Below are 19,702 nucleotides of genomic sequence, written 5' to 3'. Positions count from 1 at the left end.
TTCAGATCCTCATCAGAGTGTCGAACATTTCATCAACGGTCGAAATGACGCGCGCATTTGCTGCGTAAGCCTGTTCAAGGATCATGAGTGTTTGTAGCTCCGCGTCAGTATCGACACCGTTTGCTCGCTCGATTTGCGCCAATTCGACGGCCTGTGCGGATGCGAACGACATTTGCTGATCGGCGCGCAACCGGTCCGATCCCAGTTGGGAAGAGATGCTGGCCACGATCCCGTCAATACCAAGGTCAACGGCACCAAAGTCGCCAGATGCTTGGGGTCTCTGCGCAACCAACGTATCGGTTAACGCGATAAGCAATGCGCCATTTCCAGGATCGCCTGGCGCCGTCGCCCCCAGCCCGTCCCGGATCCGCCAGGTTTCGCCGCCATTGTCCGGATCGACCAGCACATTTAGCGAGATGCGATTGGCCAGCCCAACTTCGTCTGCCGGATCCAGGGCGATGCCAGCATCTGTAAACAACCCCGCGTCTCCCGCGGCTATGGTCGGATCAACGCTGCTGTCTTCAAAGCGTGCGATCAGATCGCGTGCAAGCGCATCAATCTGCTGCTGCGCATCGGGGGCAATTTCGTCCCGGATCTCGAACTGTGCGCCGAGCGTGCCACCGTGCAGGCGGCCACTTGCGGAGCTGGTGTTCACCGTAACGCCATTGAGCGTCAAGCCCGACAACGTGCCGTCATGCAACGACGCATAAGGTGTGACGACATTTGCAGGCTCAAACCCAACTACAACGGCGCGCCCTTCCAGGAGGATCGCCCCACCTGTTGAGTAAAGTGCGACAGCTCCGTGGTCCCGCGGCACGGCGCGTACAGGTACCATTTCGCTGATCTCATCTATCAGTTGTTGGCGTTGATCTTCCAGCGCCGAAAGTTCGGTTCCGACCTTGTCGCTGGCGACGATACGCGCATTCAGCGTTTCGACACCTTTAAGCGCGTCGTTCAGTCGGGTGACTTGCGCATCAATGCTGCGATCCGCTTGCGTTCGTGTGTCCTGAATGCCCTGTGCAGCTGCGTTGATGGACTTTGCCAGATCCTTGGCGGCGAAAGCGACGGATGTCAGGCGTTCCGTGGCATCCGGTCTGCTTGTTGCAGTGATCAGGCTTTTTTCGAAATCTGCGACGCGCGCAGCAAGCGATCCCCCTTGGTCCGGGGTGCCGACTAGGTCCTCGATCTTGGTCAGTGCAGACGTCGTTTCCGTCCGGTACCCGACCTCTGCATCAGCCAGGCGACGATCGTTGATGACCTGTTGGTCAACATGTCGTACGACGCCGTTGATCCGGACGCCAACGGCCGCACCGCCGCTGTCCGACGAGATTGATAGCGTGCGACGTGCATAGCCAGGCGTGTTGGCGTTCGCGATGTTGCTGGACACAATCTCCGATCCGCGACTTGCGGCTCGGATTCCGGACATGGCCGAGTATAGTGCGCTGGACAGTGACATGGTGCGAACTCCCGCATTCAGTGGCGCCGAACGCCCTTATCAACGTTTGATATTGGTCGTTTCCTGCAGCATTTCGTCCACGGTCTGGATCACCTTGGCGTTGGACGAATAGGCGCGCTGGGTTTGGATCATGGCCGTCAATTCGCCGGCCACATCCACGGCAGATTCCTCTCGGGCGTAGGAAACGATATCACCCGTTGGCCCATCACCGGCATCCCACAGAAAGAAGCTGCCGCTTTCTGGCGATGGCAGATATGTCTGCTGGTCCAGAGCAACCATTCCGTTGGGATTTGGCAAATCCACCAGGGGAATCTGGTAGATTGTTCGGTTGATCCCGGTGTCAAAAAAGGCGGTCACAAAGCCGTTGGGGTCAACTTCGACATTGGTCATGTTGCCAACGGGCGAGCCGTCTTTGGAAATGGACACCGGGGCAAAGCTGTCTGATAATTGAGTCAGCCCGTCGCTTGCGCCAAGTTGGCCGATGTTGATTTCCAGCGGCCCGCCTTCAGCGTTGATAACGATGTTCCCAGTGGCAGCATCATAGGCGCCACCAGTCGTCGTTGTGACTGAGGCGAGTGTGCCACCGGCGGACCTGCTGTCATCGAAGGTCAGGACATATTCACCCACAACCGCGCCACCAAGCGCGGAATCAGTCAGTTGCATTGTCCATTCATTCGATGTGCCGGTGGCGGGAACGGTCGGTGTGAAGCTGATATTAATGTTTTCAGATGTGCCCAGGTTGTCGAAATACTCGACTGACAGATATTGCACATCTCCGGCGGAGCCTGCGTCGGTATCGGTTGCGGGCAGGTTGACGCCAAGAGACAATTGCGTTGTCGGCTCGCCCGAGAACTGGTTCACGTTGATCTGCACCGGTTCCAGACCATCGGATGTGTCGCGTGGGAAGGTCGGAACCGACCCGTCCGGTTGTGCCGGCCATCCCATCAGTACGAGCCCCGAGTCGGACCGCAGGTATCCGTTCGCATCTGTACGGAACGATCCCGTTGTCGTCAGAAACATCTGGTTACTGCCATTTGCCAGATTGACGTCCGTCAATTGAGCCACGGGCAACATGCCCCGGCCCCGCACGGCAAGGTCTGTTGCGTTGGCCGTGGATACAAGCGACCCGCGTTGGTCAATCAAGCGTTCGGTCGATGCACGCACGCCGCCTGCGGAATAGGTTCCACCGTTCGATGAAATGACCATCGACTGAAAGTCGGTTTGCACCCGCTTGTAGCCAAAGGTTGAGGAGTTCGCGATGTTGTCCGAGATGGACGCAAGTCGCGTTGCGTTTGCCTGCAGCCCTGCAACACCTGCATTGAGCGAGGAAGAAATCGTCATGGACACGCCTTTCTGCTGTACCGACTAAATTCAGGCAACAGATAGGCGCGCCGCCTTAACGTGCGGCTAACAGATAAAATCCAAGCTATTCTGCCTCAGTCCCGCAGGAAAATCACTTCGATCCGATTGTTGCGCACCGCCATCGGGTTTCTGACCGCCGGTTCGCGGTCGGCATGTCCGGTTACGCGTGTCACGCGCTCTGTCGCGACACCGGTCTGCTTGAGCAGCTTGCGCACAGCATCCGCACGCGCGACCGACATGCGCCAGGTCGAGCGGTCGGCGACCACAATGGGTTGCGCCTGCACATGTCCTTCGACGCCGATGTCATTTTCTACAGTGCGCGCGGCTTCGGTGATCAGCCGTGACAAGTCGCGCAATAATTGTGTTGGAATATCAGTGCCTTCTTCGAACAGCGGCGTGTCCTCAAGAGCGAAGATTTCAATAACCAGCCCTTCATCTGTGAGCCGGGTGACGATGTGTTTGAGGTCATTGTCCATGACCTTGCTTTCGCCACCTTTGCCCAGAAGGCGTGCTTCTAGCGATTCAAACACTTCCTCCTGCTCTGCAGTTAGATCGCCGTTGTCCTGAGAGCCTGTTTCACCGCGGGCCTGTTTGGACTCCGTCGGGCGTTGCGAGGATGCCCCTGTGCCATTTTGCGGCAACGTCACTTCGGAAAACACGCTGTCGCCGCCAAAGGCACCGTCGCCACCTCCGGAGATACGATTGACCGGGATCGTAGGCGAGAAGTAGTCGGCGATTCCCTTGCGCTGCTTCTCGGTCGTTGCATTCAAAAGCCACATCAGCATGAAGAAGGCCATCATCGCGGTCACGAAGTCCGCATAGGCCACTTTCCAGGCACCGCCATGGTGGCCATCGCCGCCCGACACCTTTTTCTTCTTGATGATGATTGGCCGCGCATTGGCTTGCACGTTCATATCCCATACCTCAATTTATCACCCGGCGAACGGAATAGCACCGCGCCCGTTACGGCCCGCTTAACGGTTCGAATTGTTGGTATTTCGCGCCGATGCCTTGCGCCTTTGCCGAGGCGGTGCGCAGATGGGGCATGAGCGTTTCACCCCATGACAGCGGATATTCCTGGGTGCGCCTGGGCGTGACCCTTTTGATCGCGATGGTGGCCAATGTGGGCATGTGGGCGATCATTGTGATCATGCCTGCGGTCGAGGCCGAATTCGGAGTCAGCCGCGCCGCGGCCAGCATGCCCTATACGCTGACCATGATCGGGTTTGCCGTGGGCAACTTTGTCGTGGGGCGGGCCGTGGATATCTGGGGCGTCACGCGGGTTTTGATCGTCTGCGCGGTGGCGATTGCCGCCGGCTACGGCCTTGCGATGCTGAGCGGGTCGATCCTCGCGCTGTCGTTGGCTCAGCTGTTGATAGGGCTTGGCACGTCCGTGGGCTTCGGGCCGCTGATTGCAGACATCTCGCACTGGTTTCTGAAGCGGCGTGGGATTGCAGTCGCCATTGCGGCAAGCGGCAACTACCTCTCTGGTGCGATTTGGCCGATCCTCCTGGCGGGCATCCTCGAAGATCAGGGCTGGCGCGCGGCCTACGCCGTTTTGGCCATTGCCACGCTGGTTGTGGTGGTGCCTCTGGCTCTGATGCTGCGCCGCCAAGTGCCCGATACAGCACATGAACTGGCCGAAGCATCATCGAGTGCGAACGCCGCTTCGGTCGGGCTATCGCCTCGTACCCTTGCATGGCTTCTGGGCCTGGCCGGGGTGGGTTGCTGCGTGGCGATGTCTATGCCGCAGGTTCACATCGTCAGCTACTGCGTGGATCTAGGGTATGGCCCTGCCGTGGGGGCGGAGATGCTGGCGCTGATGCTCTTGGGCGGCGTGGGCTCGCGGCTTGTGTCGGGAGTGCTTGCGGATCGGTTGGGGGGCGTGCGAACGCTGCTGTTGGGATCGGTGCTGCAGTGCATTGCGTTGGTTTTGTATCTGCCGTCCGAAGCGCTGATTTCGCTTTATGTGGTCAGCCTGATCTTTGGGCTGAGCCAGGGCGGTATCGTGCCGAGCTACGCCATCATTGTGCGGGAATACATGCCCGCGCGGGAGGCGGGGGCGCGGGTGGGTTTCGTCATGATGGCCACGATCATGGGCATGGCGCTGGGCGGGTGGATGTCGGGGTGGATTTACGACGTGACAGGCAGCTACCAGATGGCGTTCTGGAACGGGATTGCGTGGAACGGTCTGAACATTGCGATCATGGTCTGGCTGTTGATGCGGGCGCGTCCAAGGCGGGTCCTGCAACCGGCCTGAGGGCACCGTACGCGCAACGGCTGCGGGTGAGGATACCGGGTAGTCTCTCCGCGCTGCGTTAACGCCTTACGAGCAAGGAAAATGGGCGATGCGCAAGGCGTACACATCGCGTGCACAACCTACACATCGATGATGCACCAAACGACCCAGATACCCATTGTCAGTGCTGCGTGCGGTGCCAAAGATTGATAAAGGTTAGCTCGGCTGAACGGCGCCAATCGTAAGGCGGACGTGTCGTCCGCCCGTGTCAGGCCTTGTCGGGGATCATGGGACCGCCCAGGTGATCCTCACCCCGTGCGCGGGCCAGTTCGATCTGCTTCTGGCGCTCGCGAAAGCGGGCTTTGTCCTCTGCGTTGGTTTCATGAACGCAATGGTGACAACTGACGCCCGCCTCGTATTCCGGTCGGTGCTGATCCGCGGGCAGGATCGGGCGGCGGCAGGCGTGGCAGAGCAGATGCGGGCCGACTTGCAGGCCGTGACCTACGCTGACCCGTCCGTCAAAGACAAAGCATTCGCCTTGCCACGTGCTCTGATCGGCTGGCACCTCTTCGAGATATTTGAGGATGCCGCCCTTGAGGTGGAACACATCCTCGACCCCCTGACCGAGCAGGTAGTTCGTGGACTTCTCGCAGCGGATGCCGCCCGTGCAGAACATGGCGACCTTTTTATTGTGAAAACGGTGCTTGTTCTCTTCCCACCATGCGGGGAATTCGCCAAAGCTGCGGGTGGCCGGATCAATGGCACCGTCGAAGGTGCCGATGGCCACCTCGTAGTCGTTGCGGGTGTCGATCACGGCGACATCCTCGCGCCCGATCAGGTCGTTCCAGTCGGCCGGATCCACATAGTGACCGACGCGCGCCGCCGGATCGACATCGGGCTGGCCCATGGTCACGATCTCGCGCTTCAGCCGCACCTTCATCTTGCCGAAGGGGGGCGTGTCGCTGGTGCTTTCCTTCCATTCTAGATCGGCGCAGCCGGGCAGGGCGCGGATATGGGCGAGGGCCGCGTCGATGCCTGCACGCGGGCCTGCGATGGTGCCGTTGATCCCCTCGGGGGCCAGCAACAGCGTGCCTTTTACGCCTGCATTGCAGCACAGCTTGGCCAGCGGTCCCTTGATCGCGGCGGGATCGTCGAAGCGTGTGAAGTGGTAAAGGGCGGCGATGGTGTACATGGGCGCGAGATAGGCGAAGGCCGTGCCCTTGCGCAAGGGGGCGGGCGGGTGTCACAAGGCAGCTATGCAAAGCAGGAGGCCTACATGACCCGCGCCCTGATCGTGATCGACGTCCAGAACGACTTTTGCCCCGGCGGCGCGCTGGCTGTGCCGGAGGGGGATCAGATCGTCGCTGGCATCAATGCGCTGATGGCGGATTTCGAGGCAGTGGTTCTGACGCAGGACTGGCACCCGGCGGGGCATTCGTCATTCGCGTCGTCGCATGAGGGCAAGGGCCCGTATGACATGGTCGAGATGCCCTATGGGCCGCAGGTGCTGTGGCCGGATCACTGTGTGCAGGGAACAGATGGTGCTAACTTCCACGCGGACCTGAATGCGGACCGGGCCGATATGATTGTGCGCAAGGGCTATCGGCCCGCTATCGACAGCTATTCGGCGTTCTTTGAGAATGATCAGCAGACGCCCACGGGGCTGGAGGGGTATTTGCGGACGCGCGGGATCACAGACCTGACGATGGTGGGCCTCGCCACGGATTTCTGCGTGAACTTCTCTGCCGTGGATGCGGCGAAGCTGGGGTTCAAGGTCGATGTGCGGATGGATTTGTGTCGCGCGATTGATCTGGATGGGTCGCTGGCTGCTGCGACCGAGGGGATGAGCGGGGCGGGCGTCAAACTGGCCTGACTTGCCCCCACCCGCAAAGGTAGGGCACAACGGGCCCAGCCGTTCAAGGAAGCCCGCATATGGTCGACATCGCAACCCGTGTCTGGAACCACAAATGGAAGATCGACCCGATCGTGCGGTCGCTCATCGACACGGATTTCTACAAGCTGCTCATGTGCCAGTCGGTGTTTCGGAACAAGCCGGACACGCAGGTGACGTTTTCGCTGATCAATCGGTCCAAGCATGTGCCGCTGGCAAAACTGATTGATGAGGGCGAGCTGCGCGAGCAGCTGGATCACATCCGGTCGCTGTCGTTACGCCGAGGTGAAAGCACGTGGATGCGCGGCAACACGTTCTATGGCAAGCGGCAGATGTTCACGCCGGAATTCATGGATTGGTTCGAGGCGCTGCGCCTGCCTGCGTATCATCTGGAGCGGCGGGAGGATCAGTATGAGCTGACCTTTGAAGGGTCTTGGCCCGAAGTGATGTTGTGGGAGATCCCGGCCCTCGCCGTGCTGATGGAATTGCGTGGGCGCGCCGTTTTGAACGAGATGGGGCGGTTCGAGCTGCAGGTGCTCTACGCCCGTGCGATGACCAAACTGTGGGAAAAGATCGAGCGGCTGAAAGGTCATGATGGGTTGCGCGTTGCCGATTTTGGGACGCGGCGGCGGCATTCGTTTTTGTGGCAGGACTGGTGTGTGCAGGCCATGGGGGAGGGCTTGGGTGAGCAATTTGCCGGGACGTCGAACTGCCTGATCGCCAAGAACCGCGACCTGGAAGCCATCGGGACGAATGCCCATGAATTACCGATGGTGTATTCGGCGCTGGCGCAGACGGACGAGGCGCTGGCGCAGGCCCCCTATGACGTGCTGAGCGATTGGCATGATGAGCATGACGGGAATCTGCGCATCATCCTGCCTGACACATACGGTACCGAAGGGTTTCTGGAGCGCGCGCCGGATTGGCTGGCAGGTTGGACCGGCATCCGCATCGACAGCGGTGATCCGGCCTCGGGCGCCGAGGTGGCGATCAGGTGGTGGCAGGACCGGGGCGAGGACCCGCGCGACAAGCTGGTCATCTTCTCCGACGGGTTGGACGCGGACAAGATTGTCGAGCTGCACCAGCAGTTTGCGGGCCGGGTCAAGGTGTCGTTCGGGTGGGGCACGATGCTGACCAACGACTTCAAGGGTTTGACCCGCGATGACCGGTTGGCGCCGTTTTCGCTGGTGTGCAAGGCGGTGTCGGCCAATGGGCGGCCAACTGTCAAATTGTCGGACAATCCGAACAAGGCGATGGGACCTGTGGCGGAAATTGAACGCTACAAGCGGGTGTTTGGTGTGGGCGAGCAGGAGACTTTGGAGGTTGTCGTCTGACAGCGCCACGCAGCTTGGCGCGTGCTGACAAAATACAGCGCGACGACCATGTTCTGGTGATCTGCCCTATCGTGCTGGGCTGTCCATGATGCGGGCCTCAGATTGTATCATTTGGGCGAACAACGGCCCTAAATCTGCCTTGATTGCCCGCCATACGGTCAACAATCATCAGCTTTCGAGTGGAACGGGCAGACGCATGACACGACTTGTTTTTGTAATGACTTTGGCTGGCACGGCTTTTCTTGCCGCTTGCGGCAGCGCACCTCAGGATGTGACGCGCGGGCACAGCGTGCCGTTTGGATTTATGCCGATGACGGCCGACTACGACGGCGCGACATCGCAGCGCGCGGCTGTCGATTTGCTGTCGTTCAACTAAACCTAGTCGTCAGTTTCGACACGACCGCGCAGGGCTTTGACCGCGCCGCGCTCTTTTTTGGCTTTCAGCCTGCGTTTTTTCGATCCCAGCGTGGGCTTTGTCGCGATGCGGCGCTTGGGCTTGACCAGCGCCTTGCGGATCAGGTCGGTCAGGCGTTGACGCGCAATGTCGCGGTTGCGGGCCTGGCTTCGGGTTTCATCGCATTGAATGATCAGGGCACCTTCGGTGGTCCAGCGCCGACCGGCGAGCCGTTTGAGCCGGGTTTTGACGGGACCAGGCAGGGACGGGGATCGCTCCGCCTCGAAGCGTAGCTCGACGGCTGTGGCCACCTTGTTCACGTTCTGCCCGCCGGGACCGGAGGCGCGCACGAATTGCTCGCTCAGTTCCCAATCCTGGATCGTTATGTCGTCGTTGATGCGCATGGTCTTGTATGTAGGGCCTTTTAGGCGAGCCTGCCGGACACGCTGACTGAATTGCCTGCCGGATCTTTGGCGTTGGCGAAAACATAGCCGTCGGCCTTGTGCAGCGCGCCGAACTCAAGCCCCTTGGCGCGTGCGGTGTCGCAAAACCCCGCGACGTCGTTGATGGCGAACACCAGCTTGACCAGCACTTGCCCCTGCTTGCGACCCTTGCCCATCGGGTGCAACAGCAGGGTGATGCCATCGCCGGGCGGGCGCAACTCGACGATGCGGTCGCCTTCTTTGATATGCGCGGAGTAGCCAAAATGGTCTGTGTAGAATTGGACCATCTCATCGATCTTCGAGGTGTAGAGCACGAGGCTGCTGAGCGGTGGTGCCATGACATCTTCCCTTGGAGCGAAAAAGGGCCACCCGGTGGGCGGCCCTTCTCGAAATGTTTCGGAGGTTGTGCCGGTTAGATCAACCGACCAACTTGGCGGTCTGCGCCGCGCGGGGCTGCCCTAGCAGGCGACCTCCCAAGCTGTTCCGACACCTCTCTCCAATACCTTTCTCGACACTGGATCACCTCCTTTCAAATGTTGAACTCACATCCGATGGTGGCACAGCGTCCGTGAAAGTCAACGGATTTCCGCAGGCTGGGCTACGCCAGCCGTGAACCAGCGGAACGGTGCCAAAGCAATGAGCGCGAGGCTCAGCTTGACCATCCAGTCGGCCATGGCGAGCGATACCCAAAGCGGCACCTCTGGCCCCATGCCAAGAAGCGGCAGCACTTCGCCCGCCCAGGACACGTCGTTGCCCGGCTCAAGCCAGACCAGCGTGCCGGAAAACGCGATGGTGAAGAAGATGGCCGTGTCGACCGAACTGCCGATGATGGTCGAGGCGAGCGGCGCCTTCCACCATGTCCCTTCGCGCAGGGCAGAGAATATGCCGACGTCGAGCAGTTGCGCCGTCAGGAAGGCCAAACCGGAGCCGATAGCGATGCGGAAGGTGACCGCCGGGTAGGTGAACCCGTCGCCCTGGATCATGATCTGAGTGCCGACGAGCGAGCAGAAAACGCCGACGATGAAGCCGACGAAGACGACCGTGCGCGCAGGGCCCGCGCCGTAGACCCGGTTCATGATGTCGGTGACAAGGAAGGCCAGCGGGTAGGTGAACGCCCCCCAGGTTAGCCAGTTGCCGAACAGGAACTGGACAAGGATGTTCGAGGCCACAACGATGATGGCCATGGCAAGGATGCCGGGAAGGTGCGCGCGTGTCATATCTGGTGCCCGTTTTTGCAAGGTTGCGGCGACTTGGCCCGGCACCGTGCCGGACGCGCGTCTCCTAGTCGCAGGTGGCGCCGCCTGCAAGGGTTTCCGTCAGGGCGTATTCGACCAGTTCAGTGCGCTGCACGGACAGGAAGTTGTCGTCTGACACCATGGTCAGGCAGGTCGCGCCGCTGTCGGACTGCCAGATGGCGAGCCCTTCGAGGTTGTCGTGGCGCCCTGCGGAGGTTTTGAGGAGGGTTTCTGGTGGGGCGTCGGGCGCGTTGGGGTCCATTCGGCGGATGCGGCTGCGAAAGCCGAGTGGTGTGAACGCGCGTTCGAGGATGTAGAGAAGGCCGTCCGGTCCGATGTCGGCGCCTGTGGGTAGGAATGGCCCCGTGCGTGGCAGCGTGGCCAAGATGTCCCAGGTTCCGTCCGCATGTCTGTAGATGGGAAAGGGGCGCGCGGTGTCGCCGGAGCGTTCTGGCAGAGTGTAGAGTATGCCGTCTGCGTCCGCCGCCAAGGCTTCGAGTGATCCGTTGCGGCTGTAGGTGGCAAAGTCGGGATGCGACGGCACTTCAGTGCCATCGTCCGCCGCAATGCGTCCGGGGTCTTCGTAGCTGAAAAACAGGGTATCGATTGTCCGGGCGAGGCCCTCGCTGTCTCGGTCGGGATAGGGTTGTTCTGCGGCTTCAATGAGGACGGTCCGTGTGCTGCGATCAAGGGTTAGCGTGAACAGCGCGCCGCGATCCGACAGGACAACGGCGCTGTCCGCGTTGTCCATCTCGATCGCGGACAGTCCACCGAACTCCGCGCGATCCGAGACCAGCGTCCAGCTGCGGACGAAGGTCAGGGGATCGGCTGTTGCCGTGGCGGCGGTCAGGATCAGCGCGAGGCCAGAACGCCAGAGCATTGTTGCGGCAGGTCTCCGACCTTGAGTTCGCGGCGTGGTCTGGGGGCGGGTGCGTTGGGATCTGGCGGCGGTGGGTTGAGGATGTTGTTCACCCATTGTTGCGCATCGGCGCAGCCGTCACCGGGGGGCGGGGCGGCCTGATCGACGCAGCCGCGCGTGCCGCGCGGGCAGTTCAGGCGGACGTGGAAATGGTAGTGATGTCCCCACCAAGGGCGCACTTTGCGCAGCCACGACCGGTCGCCGGTTTCGTCCTTGCACATCTGCACCTTGGCGCCGGGGAAGACAAAGATGCGCGCGGTGCGGCTGTCGCTGGCGGCGGCTTTGATGATCTCGTGGTGCTGGCGGGTCCAGTTGCTGTTCACATAGGCCCCAGACGACCGGCGGGTCGAGATGGAGGAGATGTTTTCCCGTTCTGCCGCACTGAGGGTCAGGTTGCGGGCGGGCAGCATCCAGACGTCTACATCCAGACCGATCTGGTGGCTGCGGTGCCCGGTCAGCATCGGCCCGCCACGCGGCTGGCTCATGTCACCGACATAAAGGCCAGACCAACCCGGTTGTTTGGCGGCCTCGCGGCTCAGGTCCTGAACATAGTCGACAAGCTCGGGGTGACCCCAGTTGCGGTTGCGGCTCAGCCGCATGGCCTGCCATGTTGGCCCGGTCTCGGCCAGTTGCACGCCGCCCGCCAGACAGCCACGCGAGTACCCGCCAAAAGCTGCGGCCTCCTGAGCGGAGGCGCGCCGTTTGGCGCCAAACTGGCCTTTGGCGATGTTTTGCAGCGTGGCCGGATCGACGTCAGCTGTGGGCGCGCCGGAAATGTCAGTGCCCGCGCCGCTGGTACAGGCGCAAAGCAAAAGGGCGGCGATCAGGGTACAGGAACGGCGGATTTTGACCATTTTGCGTGGTCTCCTTCGGGGTTCACGTAGCGCAGCAGCCAGAGGCCGAGAACGAACAGGGCAATGACCGGAACATACCCCAATTGTGTGCTGCCTGTCATGGTCGAGAAAAGCGCGATCAGCATTGGCGCCAGAAAGGCAGTCGCTTTGCCGGACAAGGCGAATAGGCCAAAGGCCTCGGTCGGGCGTTCGGGATGGGTGTGGCGGACCATCATGGACCGCGACGCGGCATAGATGGCACCACCCGCACCGCCAATGGCGGCACCGCAGACATAGAACACGATGTCGGGCAAGGCCGACCCTTCGGCGATGGCAATGATGCCGAAAAAACTTTCCCGGTTCATGCCGACGATAATCAGGCAAACAAGGATCAGGATATAGCAGCAGACCCGGATTACTGGACGCGGCCCCAGGCGCTTGTCAAAGACGCCGCCAATATAGGTGGCCACCGCCGCGGTAATTGCGCCGACGATACCAAATACCAGGATCTGCATGATCTCCCATCCCAGGACGAGGCGCGCATAAACACCGCCCGCAGCATAAAGCGCGTTGAGCGCATCACGGTACAGCATGGAGCCGATCAGGAAGTTCAGGAGCGATTTGCGTTCCCATGCGCCCCGCAAAGAATGCTTCAGATCGGTCATCGCCTCGCTCACGCCGCCTTGCCGGTTGGCTGTTTTGGGCTCGCGCACCCAGACAAAGAAGGGAATGATGAAAAGCGCGAACCAGATGGCAATGAAAGGTCCTACGGCGCGAAAATCCTCGCCCGTTTCGGGGTCCAATCCTAAGACCGGGGCCAGGTTTGCAATCGTCGTGCCATCGCCCTTGTTCACAAAGAAGATGAGCATGATGAACAGGCCCAGCACGCCGCCCCAATAGCCAATTGCCGCGCCATCACCCGAGATTTTGCCGACCTCTTCCGTGGTTCCGAGGCTGGGCAGGATCGCGTTGACAAAGATCAGCATGAACTCGGCCGCGATGAAGGCGAGGTTAAAGCACAACAGGATCACATAGATATTGTTGCCCGTAGGGTCGGTGTACCAAAGCGCCCAGGTGAACGGTAGGTAAAGGATTGCAAAGAACCAGATCCACGGCATCCGCCGCCCGGTGCTGTCGGCGTAAGCGCCAATCAGTGGTGCGGTGAAGGCGATCAGCAAACCCGCGATGGTCTGTCCCCAGAACCACGTCGCTTGTGACGCCGCCTTGGCTGTTTCCTCGTCTGCGTGGACGGTCGAGAAATACTCAAAGGACACGCCAGCGAAATAGGGACCAAAGATAAAGGTCAGCCCGAGCGTATAGAATGGCTGCGTCGCCCAATCGAAGGCCATCCAGCCCCGAATGCGTTTCTTCAGGCTGATCTCTGCCATGCCCGTCCCCGTTTTATTGTTGGGGCGACCAAAGCAGGCCTAAGACGCTGTGGCAAGGTAAGGTTTTACGCCACCGATTTCAGCTTGGGGGCGTCCGCGTCTTGCATCGGTGGCCAAGGGCGCTGCGTCTCCGCCTTGATCCAGGCGGCGATCCAGTCAGGCGTGGGCGGTGAAACTGCGTCCTGCCCCATCGCGGCGAGCACCTTGTGGGGTGGCACGATCCCGTTCTTGTCCGTCACGGCAGAACGGTAGAGCACATGGCTGGCGCATTCGCCATCGGGCTTCCACATGGACTGTTCTAGGTAAGTGAACTTGTCGTCCCAGCACACCGCGCGGCTGCGCATCTCGAACTTTTGAAAAGCGTGTAGGCGGCGGCGATAGCGCACGGACGACCCCGCCATGGTCAGGCCCCAGCGGTTCGCCTTGAGCGTTTCGATCAGGCCCGCGCGCTGGCCCAGACCCAAGCGGCCCAGATCGTACAGCGTCAGGGCGCGCCCGTTGTTCAACTCCATGAACCCGTCCAAATCCCAGGGCCATACGCGGTGCTGTGTGACGTGCAGATCGGTCAGCCCTAGTGTCGCCTGGCGGCGGGCTTTGATCATTTCCTTGGCAAGGCGGACGAATGGAAACATTGGTTTGACTCCTTGCGTTCTAAAATGCGGCGGCGCAGCGAAACTTCAATGGCTCAACCAACGTGACCTTGCGCCACATGCGCCTTCGCCCTAGGTCTGTTGCCGGAACAACAAAGGACCCCGCCCATGCTGGTGATCTATCAATTGCTCGATCTGATCCTGAGCGTCGTTTACGTGATCATGATCGTCCACATCATCATGAGCTGGCTCATTAACTTCAACGTGCTGAACATGCACCAGCCGCTGGTGGGGTCGATCTGGACCGGGCTGAACAAACTTTTGGAGCCGATTTATCGGCCGATCCGGCGTTACATGCCCGACACGCACCCGCTTGACCTCGCGCCACTGGTGGCCTTTGTGATCGTGATCGCGTTGCGCAGCATCATCCTGCCGGCCATCTTCTTTTGAGAGCGGCGGGCTAGCCCCTTGTTCACGGCCTGTTAAAATGTGAGTCTGTATCCAACGAGCAGACTACATAAAATTTGACAGGGTTTTCGGACATGAGCGGCGCTGCCACGCTGTTGAGGGATGTATTCGGGTTCGACGGCTTCCGCCCCGGACAGGAAGAGATCGTTGATGCCGTAGCTGCGGGCGAAAACGCGCTGGCCATCATGCCGACGGGCGGCGGTAAATCCCTTTGTTTTCAATTACCTGCGCTAATGCGCGACGGGGTGACGGTGGTCATCTCTCCGCTGATTGCGCTGATGCGGGATCAGGTGCGTGCGCTGCAAGAGGCGGGCGTGCAGGCGGGCGCGCTGACGTCCGGCAACACGCCCGAGGAAACGGATGCCGTGTGGGAGGCGCTGGAGCGGCGGGAGTTGAAGCTGCTTTACATTGCGCCCGAACGGCTTGCTGCCGGATCGGCCATTGGAATGCTTCGCCGCATCGGTGTCAGCCTGATCGCTGTGGACGAGGCGCATTGCGTCAGTCAGTGGGGGCATGATTTCCGCCCCGATTACCTGCGGATTGGCGAGCTGAAGCGTGCCTTGGACGTGCCTCTGGCTGCCTTCACCGCCACGGCAGATGCGGAAACGCAGGTCGAAATTGTCCAGAAGCTGTTTGACGGCGTGCAACCGCGCACCTTTCTGCGCGGGTTTGACCGGCCTAACATTCACCTCACCTTTGCCGCCAAGAACGGGCCGCGCGCACAGATCCTGAACTTTGCCGCCGCGCGCAAGGGACAGTCGGGTATCGTCTACTGCGGCACGCGGGCTAAGACGGAAACGCTGGCGCAGGCGCTGCGCGAGGCAGGCCATGCCGCGATCCACTACCATGGCGGGATGGAGGCGGAGGATCGGCGCATCGCTGAACGACGGTTTCAGCAGGAAGACGGCTTGATCGTGGCGGCCACGGTGGCGTTCGGCATGGGCGTCGACAAGCCGGATATCCGCTGGGTGGCGCATGCCGATTTGCCGAAATCTATTGAAGCCTATTACCAGGAGATCGGGCGCGCCGGGCGTGATGGGGCACCCGCGGAAACGCTAACGCTGTTTGGCCCCGACGACATCAAACTGCGGCGGTCTCAGATCGACGAGGGACTGGCGCCGCCCGAGCGGCGGATGGCGGATCACGCACGCTTGAATGCTTTGCTGGGTCTGGCCGAAGCGTTGGAATGTCGGCGCAAGACGCTGCTTGGCTATTTTGGAGAGACAGCGGTCGCGTGTGGAAAATGCGATCTGTGCGACCAACCGGCCGAGGTTTTTGATGGTACCACCGCTGTCCGCAAGGCGCTGTCGGCCATGCTGCGCACCGACGAATGGTTTGGCGCCGGGCATCTGATCGACATCCTGCTGGGCATTGAAACCGACAAGATCCGGCAGCGCGGGCATGACAGCCTGCCGACCTACGGTGTGGGCAAAGAGTATTCCAAACCGCAATGGCAGGCGGTGTTTCGGCAGATGATGGGTCACGATTTGGTGCGGCCCGATCCCGACCGATACGGCGCGTTGCGAATGACGGAGGCGGCGCTGCCGATCCTGCGAGACGAGGCCAAGATCACTCTGCGCCGCGATACGATCAAGGCTGCGGCGGCCCGTCGCCCGGCGGTCAAGGCGATGGTGTCGGAGGAGGACGCGCCGCTGTTGTCGGCCCTCAAGGCAAAGCGCCGGGGGTTGGCCGAAGCGGCAAAGGTCCCGGCCTATGTTATCTTTCCCGACCGGACGCTTATCGAGATGGCAGAGCGGCGGCCTGCCAACCTTGACCAGATGGCGCAGGTCAGCGGTGTGGGAGCGAAGAAGCTCGAAAAATTCGGGCGCGCGTTCCTTGAGGTGATCAACGGAGAGGCAGAGGCGCTGCATCCCTCGCGCCGCAAGCTGGCGGGGCATACGGCGGGCACGATCTATGACCAACTTTTGGCGGTTCAGGCGGAATTGGCGCGGGGTGAGGACGGGACGGACAAGCCGCTGAGTTGTTCGGCCTCGCAATTGGCCAAGGTCGCACAGTTGCGCCCAGATGATGGCGCGGGGCTGGAACGGCTGCTGGGTGATCGCAAGGCGGAGCGATTTGGCCCCGCCTTTCTGGACGTGCTGCGGGCGGCATCCTAGATATGGCCAAACACATCTTGGGGGTATGCAGATGTTGGTGGTGATTTCCCCGGCCAAGCGGCTGGATTGGGCAGAGCGGGATGTCACGATGACCGCCCCCGCCATGCAGGATGACGCGGTCCGATTGGTGCGCACAGCGCGGAACCTGACGCTGGGCAAGTTGAAATCACTGATGGATCTGAGCGACGATCTGGCCCGGTTGAACCGGGATCGTTTCCAAGCATTCGAAGATGCGCCCGCCGAGAATACTACGCGCCCGGCAATGCTGGCCTTTGCCGGCGATACCTATCAGGGCTTGGATGCAGAAACACTTTCGGATGATGAGACCGCTTATGCCCAAGATCATCTGCGTATTCTTTCCGGGCTTTATGGCTTGTTGCGGCCACTGGATGCCATCCAGCCCTATCGGCTGGAGATGGGCAGCCGCCTGAAAACGCGGCGCGGCGCGTCGCTCTATGACTATTGGCGCACGGATCTGGCCAAGGCGCTGAACGCGCAGGCCGAGGAAACCGGCAGCGACATCCTCGTCAATTGTGCGAGCCAGGAATACTTCGGTGCGGTGCCGGAAAAAGCACTACAGCCCGAACTGATCACGCCTGCCTTCATGGAAGACAAAGGGCAGGGTCCAAAGATCGTCAGCTTCTTTGCAAAGCGCGCGCGTGGCGCCATGGCGCGGCATATTATCCAGAACCGGGTAACGGACCTGGAGGGGGTGCGCAGTTTCAGCAGCGATGGCTATGTGTACCAGCCTGACCTGTCGAGCGATGTAAAACCCGTGTTTGTCCGGCCTTACCCGACAAACTAGGCGGCGCCCTCGTCCGGCATTGCATCCTCGAACGGGTTCTTCACGCCGTCCGGACACATCTCATGCAACATGCCATGGATCTCGGGCTTGCGCAGTGGCTTGGTCAGGTAGTGGTCAAGCCCGGCTTCGAGAATGCCCTTGTCATCCCCGTCCATCGCATGGGCCGTCAATGCAACGATGGGGACATGTCCGCCGGTGTCCTGCTCTAACGCCCGGATTTTCTGCGTTGCTTCCTTGCCGTCCATCTTCGGCATCGAGATGTCCATGAAGATCAGGTCCGGCGACACTTGTTGGAAGAACTCAACCGCTTCGATCCCGTTGTTGGCGAAATGCAGGTCGATGTCGGCTGATTTGACCATCTTGCCAAAGACCAGCTGGTTGGTCTTGTTGTCTTCTGCGGCCAAGACGACCATCCGCCTTTTTTCGGGTGCGGGAGGTGGCGCGCCATTTGCCCCGATCACGGGTCCGACGCTTTCCAGTCGCGCAAAGAGGTCGGCGCGCGGCACCGGTTTTTGCATGATGGCATGAAGATAGCGTGCGCCGGGGTCGTTCGTTGCAAAGCTGGGGTTCGAGCTGAGCAGGAGAATGGGCGTTTCGACGCCCCGTGTGCGGATCGTTTCGGCCAACTCCAAACCGTCCATGTCAGGCATGTTGTGATCCGTGAGGATCAGGTCGATGTCGCGCAACTGGTCCAGCGCTTCGGCACCCGAAGCGCAACTGACGACCCCAAGGCCCAATTGCTCCAGCTGGCGTTGCAGGATCGTCCGGTTCGCCTCGATATCGTCGACGACCATGACCCGGCGCAATCCATCCGGCACCGGCGGATGCTCGGGCAACTTGGCCTCGCTCAACTTCAGAGGAATGCGGAAACCAAAGACAGAGCCGATCCCCTCTTCGCTGCTGACCCAGACCTCGCCCTCCATCAGATTCACCAGACGTTGCGAGATCGCAAGGCCCAGTCCTGTGCCGTCAAACTGGCGGTTGCGCTCATTCTCGACCTGATTGAACTCGCCGAATATGTGCTCGATCTTGCTTTCGGGAATGCCGATTCCGGTGTCTTCGATCACGATGGTGACCTCGGCGTGGCCGGCATCCAGGTCCGGTACACCGGTGACACGGACCAAAACGTGCCCTTCATTCGTGAACTTGACCGCGTTGCCCATCAGGTTGGTCAGCACCTGCCGGATCCGCCCGGGATCACCCACATAGGTCGTTGGCAGGAACAGATCGTAGTCGAGCAGCAGGGTCAGGCCCTTGTCGCGGGCCGAGGGCTGGAGCAGCATGATGATCTCGTGAATGCTGCGCTCAAGGTCAAAGGGTTCGAGGTGGAGTTGCAGTTTTTGCGCTTCGATCTTGGAATAATCGAGCACGTCGTTGATGATGACCAGCAACGCCTCGCCCGAATTCTTGATCGTATCGACGTAAAGCTGCTGTTCTTCGCTCAGCCCGGTATCGCCCAGCAATTCGGCCATGCCCACAACACCGTTCATCGGCGTCCTGATCTCGTGGCTCATATTGGCGAGGAATGCCGATTTTGCGCGGCTGGCGGCTTCGGCTTCGCTGCGTGCGGCTTTGAGCTCCTGCTGATACCGCACTGATTCAGTGATGTTGAGGCCAAGCGACACGATGTCCCCAGCCGGGCTGCGCCGGTCCACCAGCTTAATGTATTGGTCGTTCCACAGACGGACTGTTACCGGATCGGGTTGTGGCTTCATCCAGCGATCCAGCATCATCTGGCGCCAGTCATCATCTGGCATCCCTTCGGTGTCGACGATCCCCTCGTCCGTGAGGACCTGTAGGATCGTCATGTAATTCACACCGGGGCGGATCACGTCGATCTTGTCGAAAATGGCCAAGTAGCTTTCGTTGGCCGCGATCATCTGGTTGTCGGAGTTGAAGAAGGCAAAGCCGTCGGTGATGGTTTGCACCGAATGCCATAGGCGGCGTTCGGCGATCTGTACCTTTTGATTGGCCTGCCCGAGCTCTGTCTTCACCCGCTCGTTTTCAGTTTTGACGGTGGCGACCTGGGCGCGGGTTTCGACAATCTCACCCTGCAGGGCGGCGGCATGTTTGCCGAGCTTGCGGTTTGCCGCCGACAGTTCGGCCTCTTTCAACTCAAGCAGACGCTCTGCGGCCAGGCGACCGCGCCGCTCTTCTGCCAGTTTGTTTGCAAGGCTCATGCCTGCCCTCCGCCTCGACTACGCCGTCTTGGTATTTCACAGCGACAA

General features: G+C 60.7%; 19 protein-coding genes. 7 read left to right on the top strand and 12 right to left on the bottom strand.

Annotated elements, in window-relative coordinates; genetic code table 11:
- Position 1: 1 nt before the first annotated feature.
- From flgK to FD715_RS15750, 3 genes are all read right to left on the bottom strand, one after another.
- Complete coding sequence (flgK, locus tag FD715_RS15760) at positions 2-1,456, bottom strand: flagellar hook-associated protein FlgK (protein WP_147111821.1); 1,455 nt, start codon at positions 1,454-1,456, stop codon at positions 2-4.
- Between the two features lie 39 nt (positions 1,457-1,495).
- Positions 1,496-2,797, bottom strand: a complete 1,302-nt coding sequence (locus FD715_RS15755) for a flagellar hook protein FlgE (RefSeq protein ID WP_147111818.1) — start codon at positions 2,795-2,797, stop codon at positions 1,496-1,498.
- 95 nt (positions 2,798-2,892) lie between these two features.
- Positions 2,893-3,732, bottom strand: a complete 840-nt coding sequence (locus FD715_RS15750) for a flagellar motor protein MotB (protein WP_147111815.1) — start codon at positions 3,730-3,732, stop codon at positions 2,893-2,895.
- A 131-nt stretch (positions 3,733-3,863) separates the two neighbouring features.
- Between FD715_RS15750 and FD715_RS15745 the strand changes: the two genes are divergently transcribed.
- Positions 3,864-5,078 (top strand): MFS transporter, encoded by a 1,215-nt coding sequence (locus FD715_RS15745; RefSeq protein WP_147111812.1) that lies wholly within the window; start codon positions 3,864-3,866, stop codon positions 5,076-5,078.
- 247 nt (positions 5,079-5,325) lie between these two features.
- Here FD715_RS15745 and FD715_RS15740 read toward each other — a convergent pair whose 3' ends face one another.
- The gene (locus tag FD715_RS15740; RefSeq protein WP_147112247.1) at positions 5,326-6,249 is read right to left on the bottom strand and encodes a rhodanese-related sulfurtransferase; all 924 of its coding nucleotides are present in this window, start codon (positions 6,247-6,249) and stop codon (positions 5,326-5,328) included.
- Between the two features lie 84 nt (positions 6,250-6,333).
- Here FD715_RS15740 and pncA point away from each other — a divergent pair, with 84 nt between their 5' ends.
- The 3 genes from pncA to FD715_RS15725 all read left to right on the top strand — a co-directional run bounded on the left by pncA (position 6,334) and on the right by FD715_RS15725 (position 8,658).
- On the top strand, positions 6,334-6,930 hold the full coding sequence (pncA, locus tag FD715_RS15735; protein ID WP_147111809.1) for a bifunctional nicotinamidase/pyrazinamidase: 597 nt from the start codon (positions 6,334-6,336) through the stop codon (positions 6,928-6,930).
- A gap of 59 nt (positions 6,931-6,989) precedes the next feature.
- Positions 6,990-8,282: a nicotinate phosphoribosyltransferase gene (gene pncB, locus FD715_RS15730; RefSeq protein ID WP_147111807.1), complete on the top strand. Its 1,293-nt coding sequence runs from the start codon at positions 6,990-6,992 to the stop codon at positions 8,280-8,282.
- A 196-nt stretch (positions 8,283-8,478) separates the two neighbouring features.
- Positions 8,479-8,658: a hypothetical protein gene (locus tag FD715_RS15725; protein WP_147111804.1), complete on the top strand. Its 180-nt coding sequence runs from the start codon at positions 8,479-8,481 to the stop codon at positions 8,656-8,658.
- Positions 8,659-8,660: 2 nt separating this feature from the next.
- Here the strand turns inward: FD715_RS15725 and arfB are convergent, their stop codons facing one another.
- From arfB to FD715_RS15690, 7 genes are all read right to left on the bottom strand, one after another.
- Positions 8,661-9,080 (bottom strand): alternative ribosome rescue aminoacyl-tRNA hydrolase ArfB, encoded by a 420-nt coding sequence (gene arfB, locus FD715_RS15720; protein WP_147111802.1) that lies wholly within the window; start codon positions 9,078-9,080, stop codon positions 8,661-8,663.
- A gap of 20 nt (positions 9,081-9,100) precedes the next feature.
- Positions 9,101-9,457 (bottom strand): VOC family protein, encoded by a 357-nt coding sequence (locus FD715_RS15715; RefSeq protein WP_147111799.1) that lies wholly within the window; start codon positions 9,455-9,457, stop codon positions 9,101-9,103.
- A gap of 237 nt (positions 9,458-9,694) precedes the next feature.
- Entirely contained in the window at positions 9,695-10,336 is a 642-nt protein-coding gene (locus FD715_RS15710; protein ID WP_147111796.1) for a queuosine precursor transporter, read from the bottom strand.
- Positions 10,337-10,400: 64 nt separating this feature from the next.
- Positions 10,401-11,234 (bottom strand): esterase-like activity of phytase family protein, encoded by an 834-nt coding sequence (locus FD715_RS15705; protein ID WP_147111793.1) that lies wholly within the window; start codon positions 11,232-11,234, stop codon positions 10,401-10,403.
- Positions 11,207-12,127: a penicillin-insensitive murein endopeptidase gene (gene mepA, locus FD715_RS15700; protein WP_147111790.1), complete on the bottom strand. Its 921-nt coding sequence runs from the start codon at positions 12,125-12,127 to the stop codon at positions 11,207-11,209. Before mepA ends, FD715_RS15705 begins: the two co-directional genes overlap by 28 nt.
- Complete coding sequence (locus tag FD715_RS15695) at positions 12,097-13,494, bottom strand: MFS transporter (RefSeq protein WP_147111787.1); 1,398 nt, start codon at positions 13,492-13,494, stop codon at positions 12,097-12,099. Before FD715_RS15695 ends, mepA begins: the two co-directional genes overlap by 31 nt.
- A gap of 65 nt (positions 13,495-13,559) precedes the next feature.
- Positions 13,560-14,126, bottom strand: a complete 567-nt coding sequence (locus FD715_RS15690) for an acyl-CoA thioesterase (protein ID WP_147111784.1) — start codon at positions 14,124-14,126, stop codon at positions 13,560-13,562.
- 126 nt (positions 14,127-14,252) lie between these two features.
- Here FD715_RS15690 and FD715_RS15685 point away from each other — a divergent pair, with 126 nt between their 5' ends.
- From FD715_RS15685 to yaaA, 3 genes are all read left to right on the top strand, one after another.
- Positions 14,253-14,534 carry a YggT family protein gene (locus FD715_RS15685; RefSeq protein ID WP_076629748.1) on the top strand — a complete coding sequence of 94 codons (282 nt, stop codon included), beginning with the start codon at positions 14,253-14,255 and terminating at the stop codon, positions 14,532-14,534.
- A gap of 92 nt (positions 14,535-14,626) precedes the next feature.
- The gene (gene recQ / locus FD715_RS15680) at positions 14,627-16,669 is read left to right on the top strand and encodes a DNA helicase RecQ (RefSeq protein WP_147111781.1); all 2,043 of its coding nucleotides are present in this window, start codon (positions 14,627-14,629) and stop codon (positions 16,667-16,669) included.
- 31 nt (positions 16,670-16,700) lie between these two features.
- Entirely contained in the window at positions 16,701-17,474 is a 774-nt protein-coding gene (gene yaaA / locus FD715_RS15675) for a peroxide stress protein YaaA (protein ID WP_147111777.1), read from the top strand.
- On the opposite strand, the gene FD715_RS15670 is transcribed toward yaaA, so the two are convergent.
- Positions 17,471-19,654, bottom strand: coding sequence for a response regulator (locus FD715_RS15670; protein ID WP_147111773.1), 2,184 nt, complete (start codon positions 19,652-19,654; stop codon positions 17,471-17,473). The genes yaaA and FD715_RS15670 overlap by 4 nt on opposite strands.
- Positions 19,655-19,702: the final 48 nt, after the last annotated feature.

Source organism: Tateyamaria sp. syn59 (assembly GCF_007995245.1).
GTDB lineage: Bacteria > Pseudomonadota > Alphaproteobacteria > Rhodobacterales > Rhodobacteraceae > Tateyamaria.
Note: the sequence above shows the minus strand (reverse complement) of the source record. Positions and strands in the feature narration are given on the sequence as shown.

What these genes read in the sequence shown, in the direction of transcription:
- flgK (WP_147111821.1), bottom strand. Translation starts at nt 1,456, where the DNA reads ATGTCACTGTCCAGCGCACTATACTCGGCCATGTCCGGAATCCGAGCC.
- FD715_RS15755 (WP_147111818.1), bottom strand. Translation starts at nt 2,797, where the DNA reads ATGACGATTTCTTCCTCGCTCAATGCAGGTGTTGCAGGGCTGCAGGCA.
- FD715_RS15750 (WP_147111815.1), bottom strand. Translation starts at nt 3,732, where the DNA reads ATGAACGTGCAAGCCAATGCGCGGCCAATCATCATCAAGAAGAAAAAG.
- FD715_RS15745 (WP_147111812.1), top strand. Translation starts at nt 3,864, where the DNA reads ATGAGCGTTTCACCCCATGACAGCGGATATTCCTGGGTGCGCCTGGGC.
- FD715_RS15740 (WP_147112247.1), bottom strand. Translation starts at nt 6,249, where the DNA reads ATGTACACCATCGCCGCCCTTTACCACTTCACACGCTTCGACGATCCC.
- pncA (WP_147111809.1), top strand. Translation starts at nt 6,334, where the DNA reads ATGACCCGCGCCCTGATCGTGATCGACGTCCAGAACGACTTTTGCCCC.
- pncB (WP_147111807.1), top strand. Translation starts at nt 6,990, where the DNA reads ATGGTCGACATCGCAACCCGTGTCTGGAACCACAAATGGAAGATCGAC.
- FD715_RS15725 (WP_147111804.1), top strand. Translation starts at nt 8,479, where the DNA reads ATGACACGACTTGTTTTTGTAATGACTTTGGCTGGCACGGCTTTTCTT.
- arfB (WP_147111802.1), bottom strand. Translation starts at nt 9,080, where the DNA reads ATGCGCATCAACGACGACATAACGATCCAGGATTGGGAACTGAGCGAG.
- FD715_RS15715 (WP_147111799.1), bottom strand. Translation starts at nt 9,457, where the DNA reads ATGGCACCACCGCTCAGCAGCCTCGTGCTCTACACCTCGAAGATCGAT.
- FD715_RS15710 (WP_147111796.1), bottom strand. Translation starts at nt 10,336, where the DNA reads ATGACACGCGCGCACCTTCCCGGCATCCTTGCCATGGCCATCATCGTT.
- FD715_RS15705 (WP_147111793.1), bottom strand. Translation starts at nt 11,234, where the DNA reads ATGCTCTGGCGTTCTGGCCTCGCGCTGATCCTGACCGCCGCCACGGCA.
- mepA (WP_147111790.1), bottom strand. Translation starts at nt 12,127, where the DNA reads ATGGTCAAAATCCGCCGTTCCTGTACCCTGATCGCCGCCCTTTTGCTT.
- FD715_RS15695 (WP_147111787.1), bottom strand. Translation starts at nt 13,494, where the DNA reads ATGGCAGAGATCAGCCTGAAGAAACGCATTCGGGGCTGGATGGCCTTC.
- FD715_RS15690 (WP_147111784.1), bottom strand. Translation starts at nt 14,126, where the DNA reads ATGTTTCCATTCGTCCGCCTTGCCAAGGAAATGATCAAAGCCCGCCGC.
- FD715_RS15685 (WP_076629748.1), top strand. Translation starts at nt 14,253, where the DNA reads ATGCTGGTGATCTATCAATTGCTCGATCTGATCCTGAGCGTCGTTTAC.
- recQ (WP_147111781.1), top strand. Translation starts at nt 14,627, where the DNA reads ATGAGCGGCGCTGCCACGCTGTTGAGGGATGTATTCGGGTTCGACGGC.
- yaaA (WP_147111777.1), top strand. Translation starts at nt 16,701, where the DNA reads ATGTTGGTGGTGATTTCCCCGGCCAAGCGGCTGGATTGGGCAGAGCGG.
- FD715_RS15670 (WP_147111773.1), bottom strand. Translation starts at nt 19,654, where the DNA reads ATGAGCCTTGCAAACAAACTGGCAGAAGAGCGGCGCGGTCGCCTGGCC.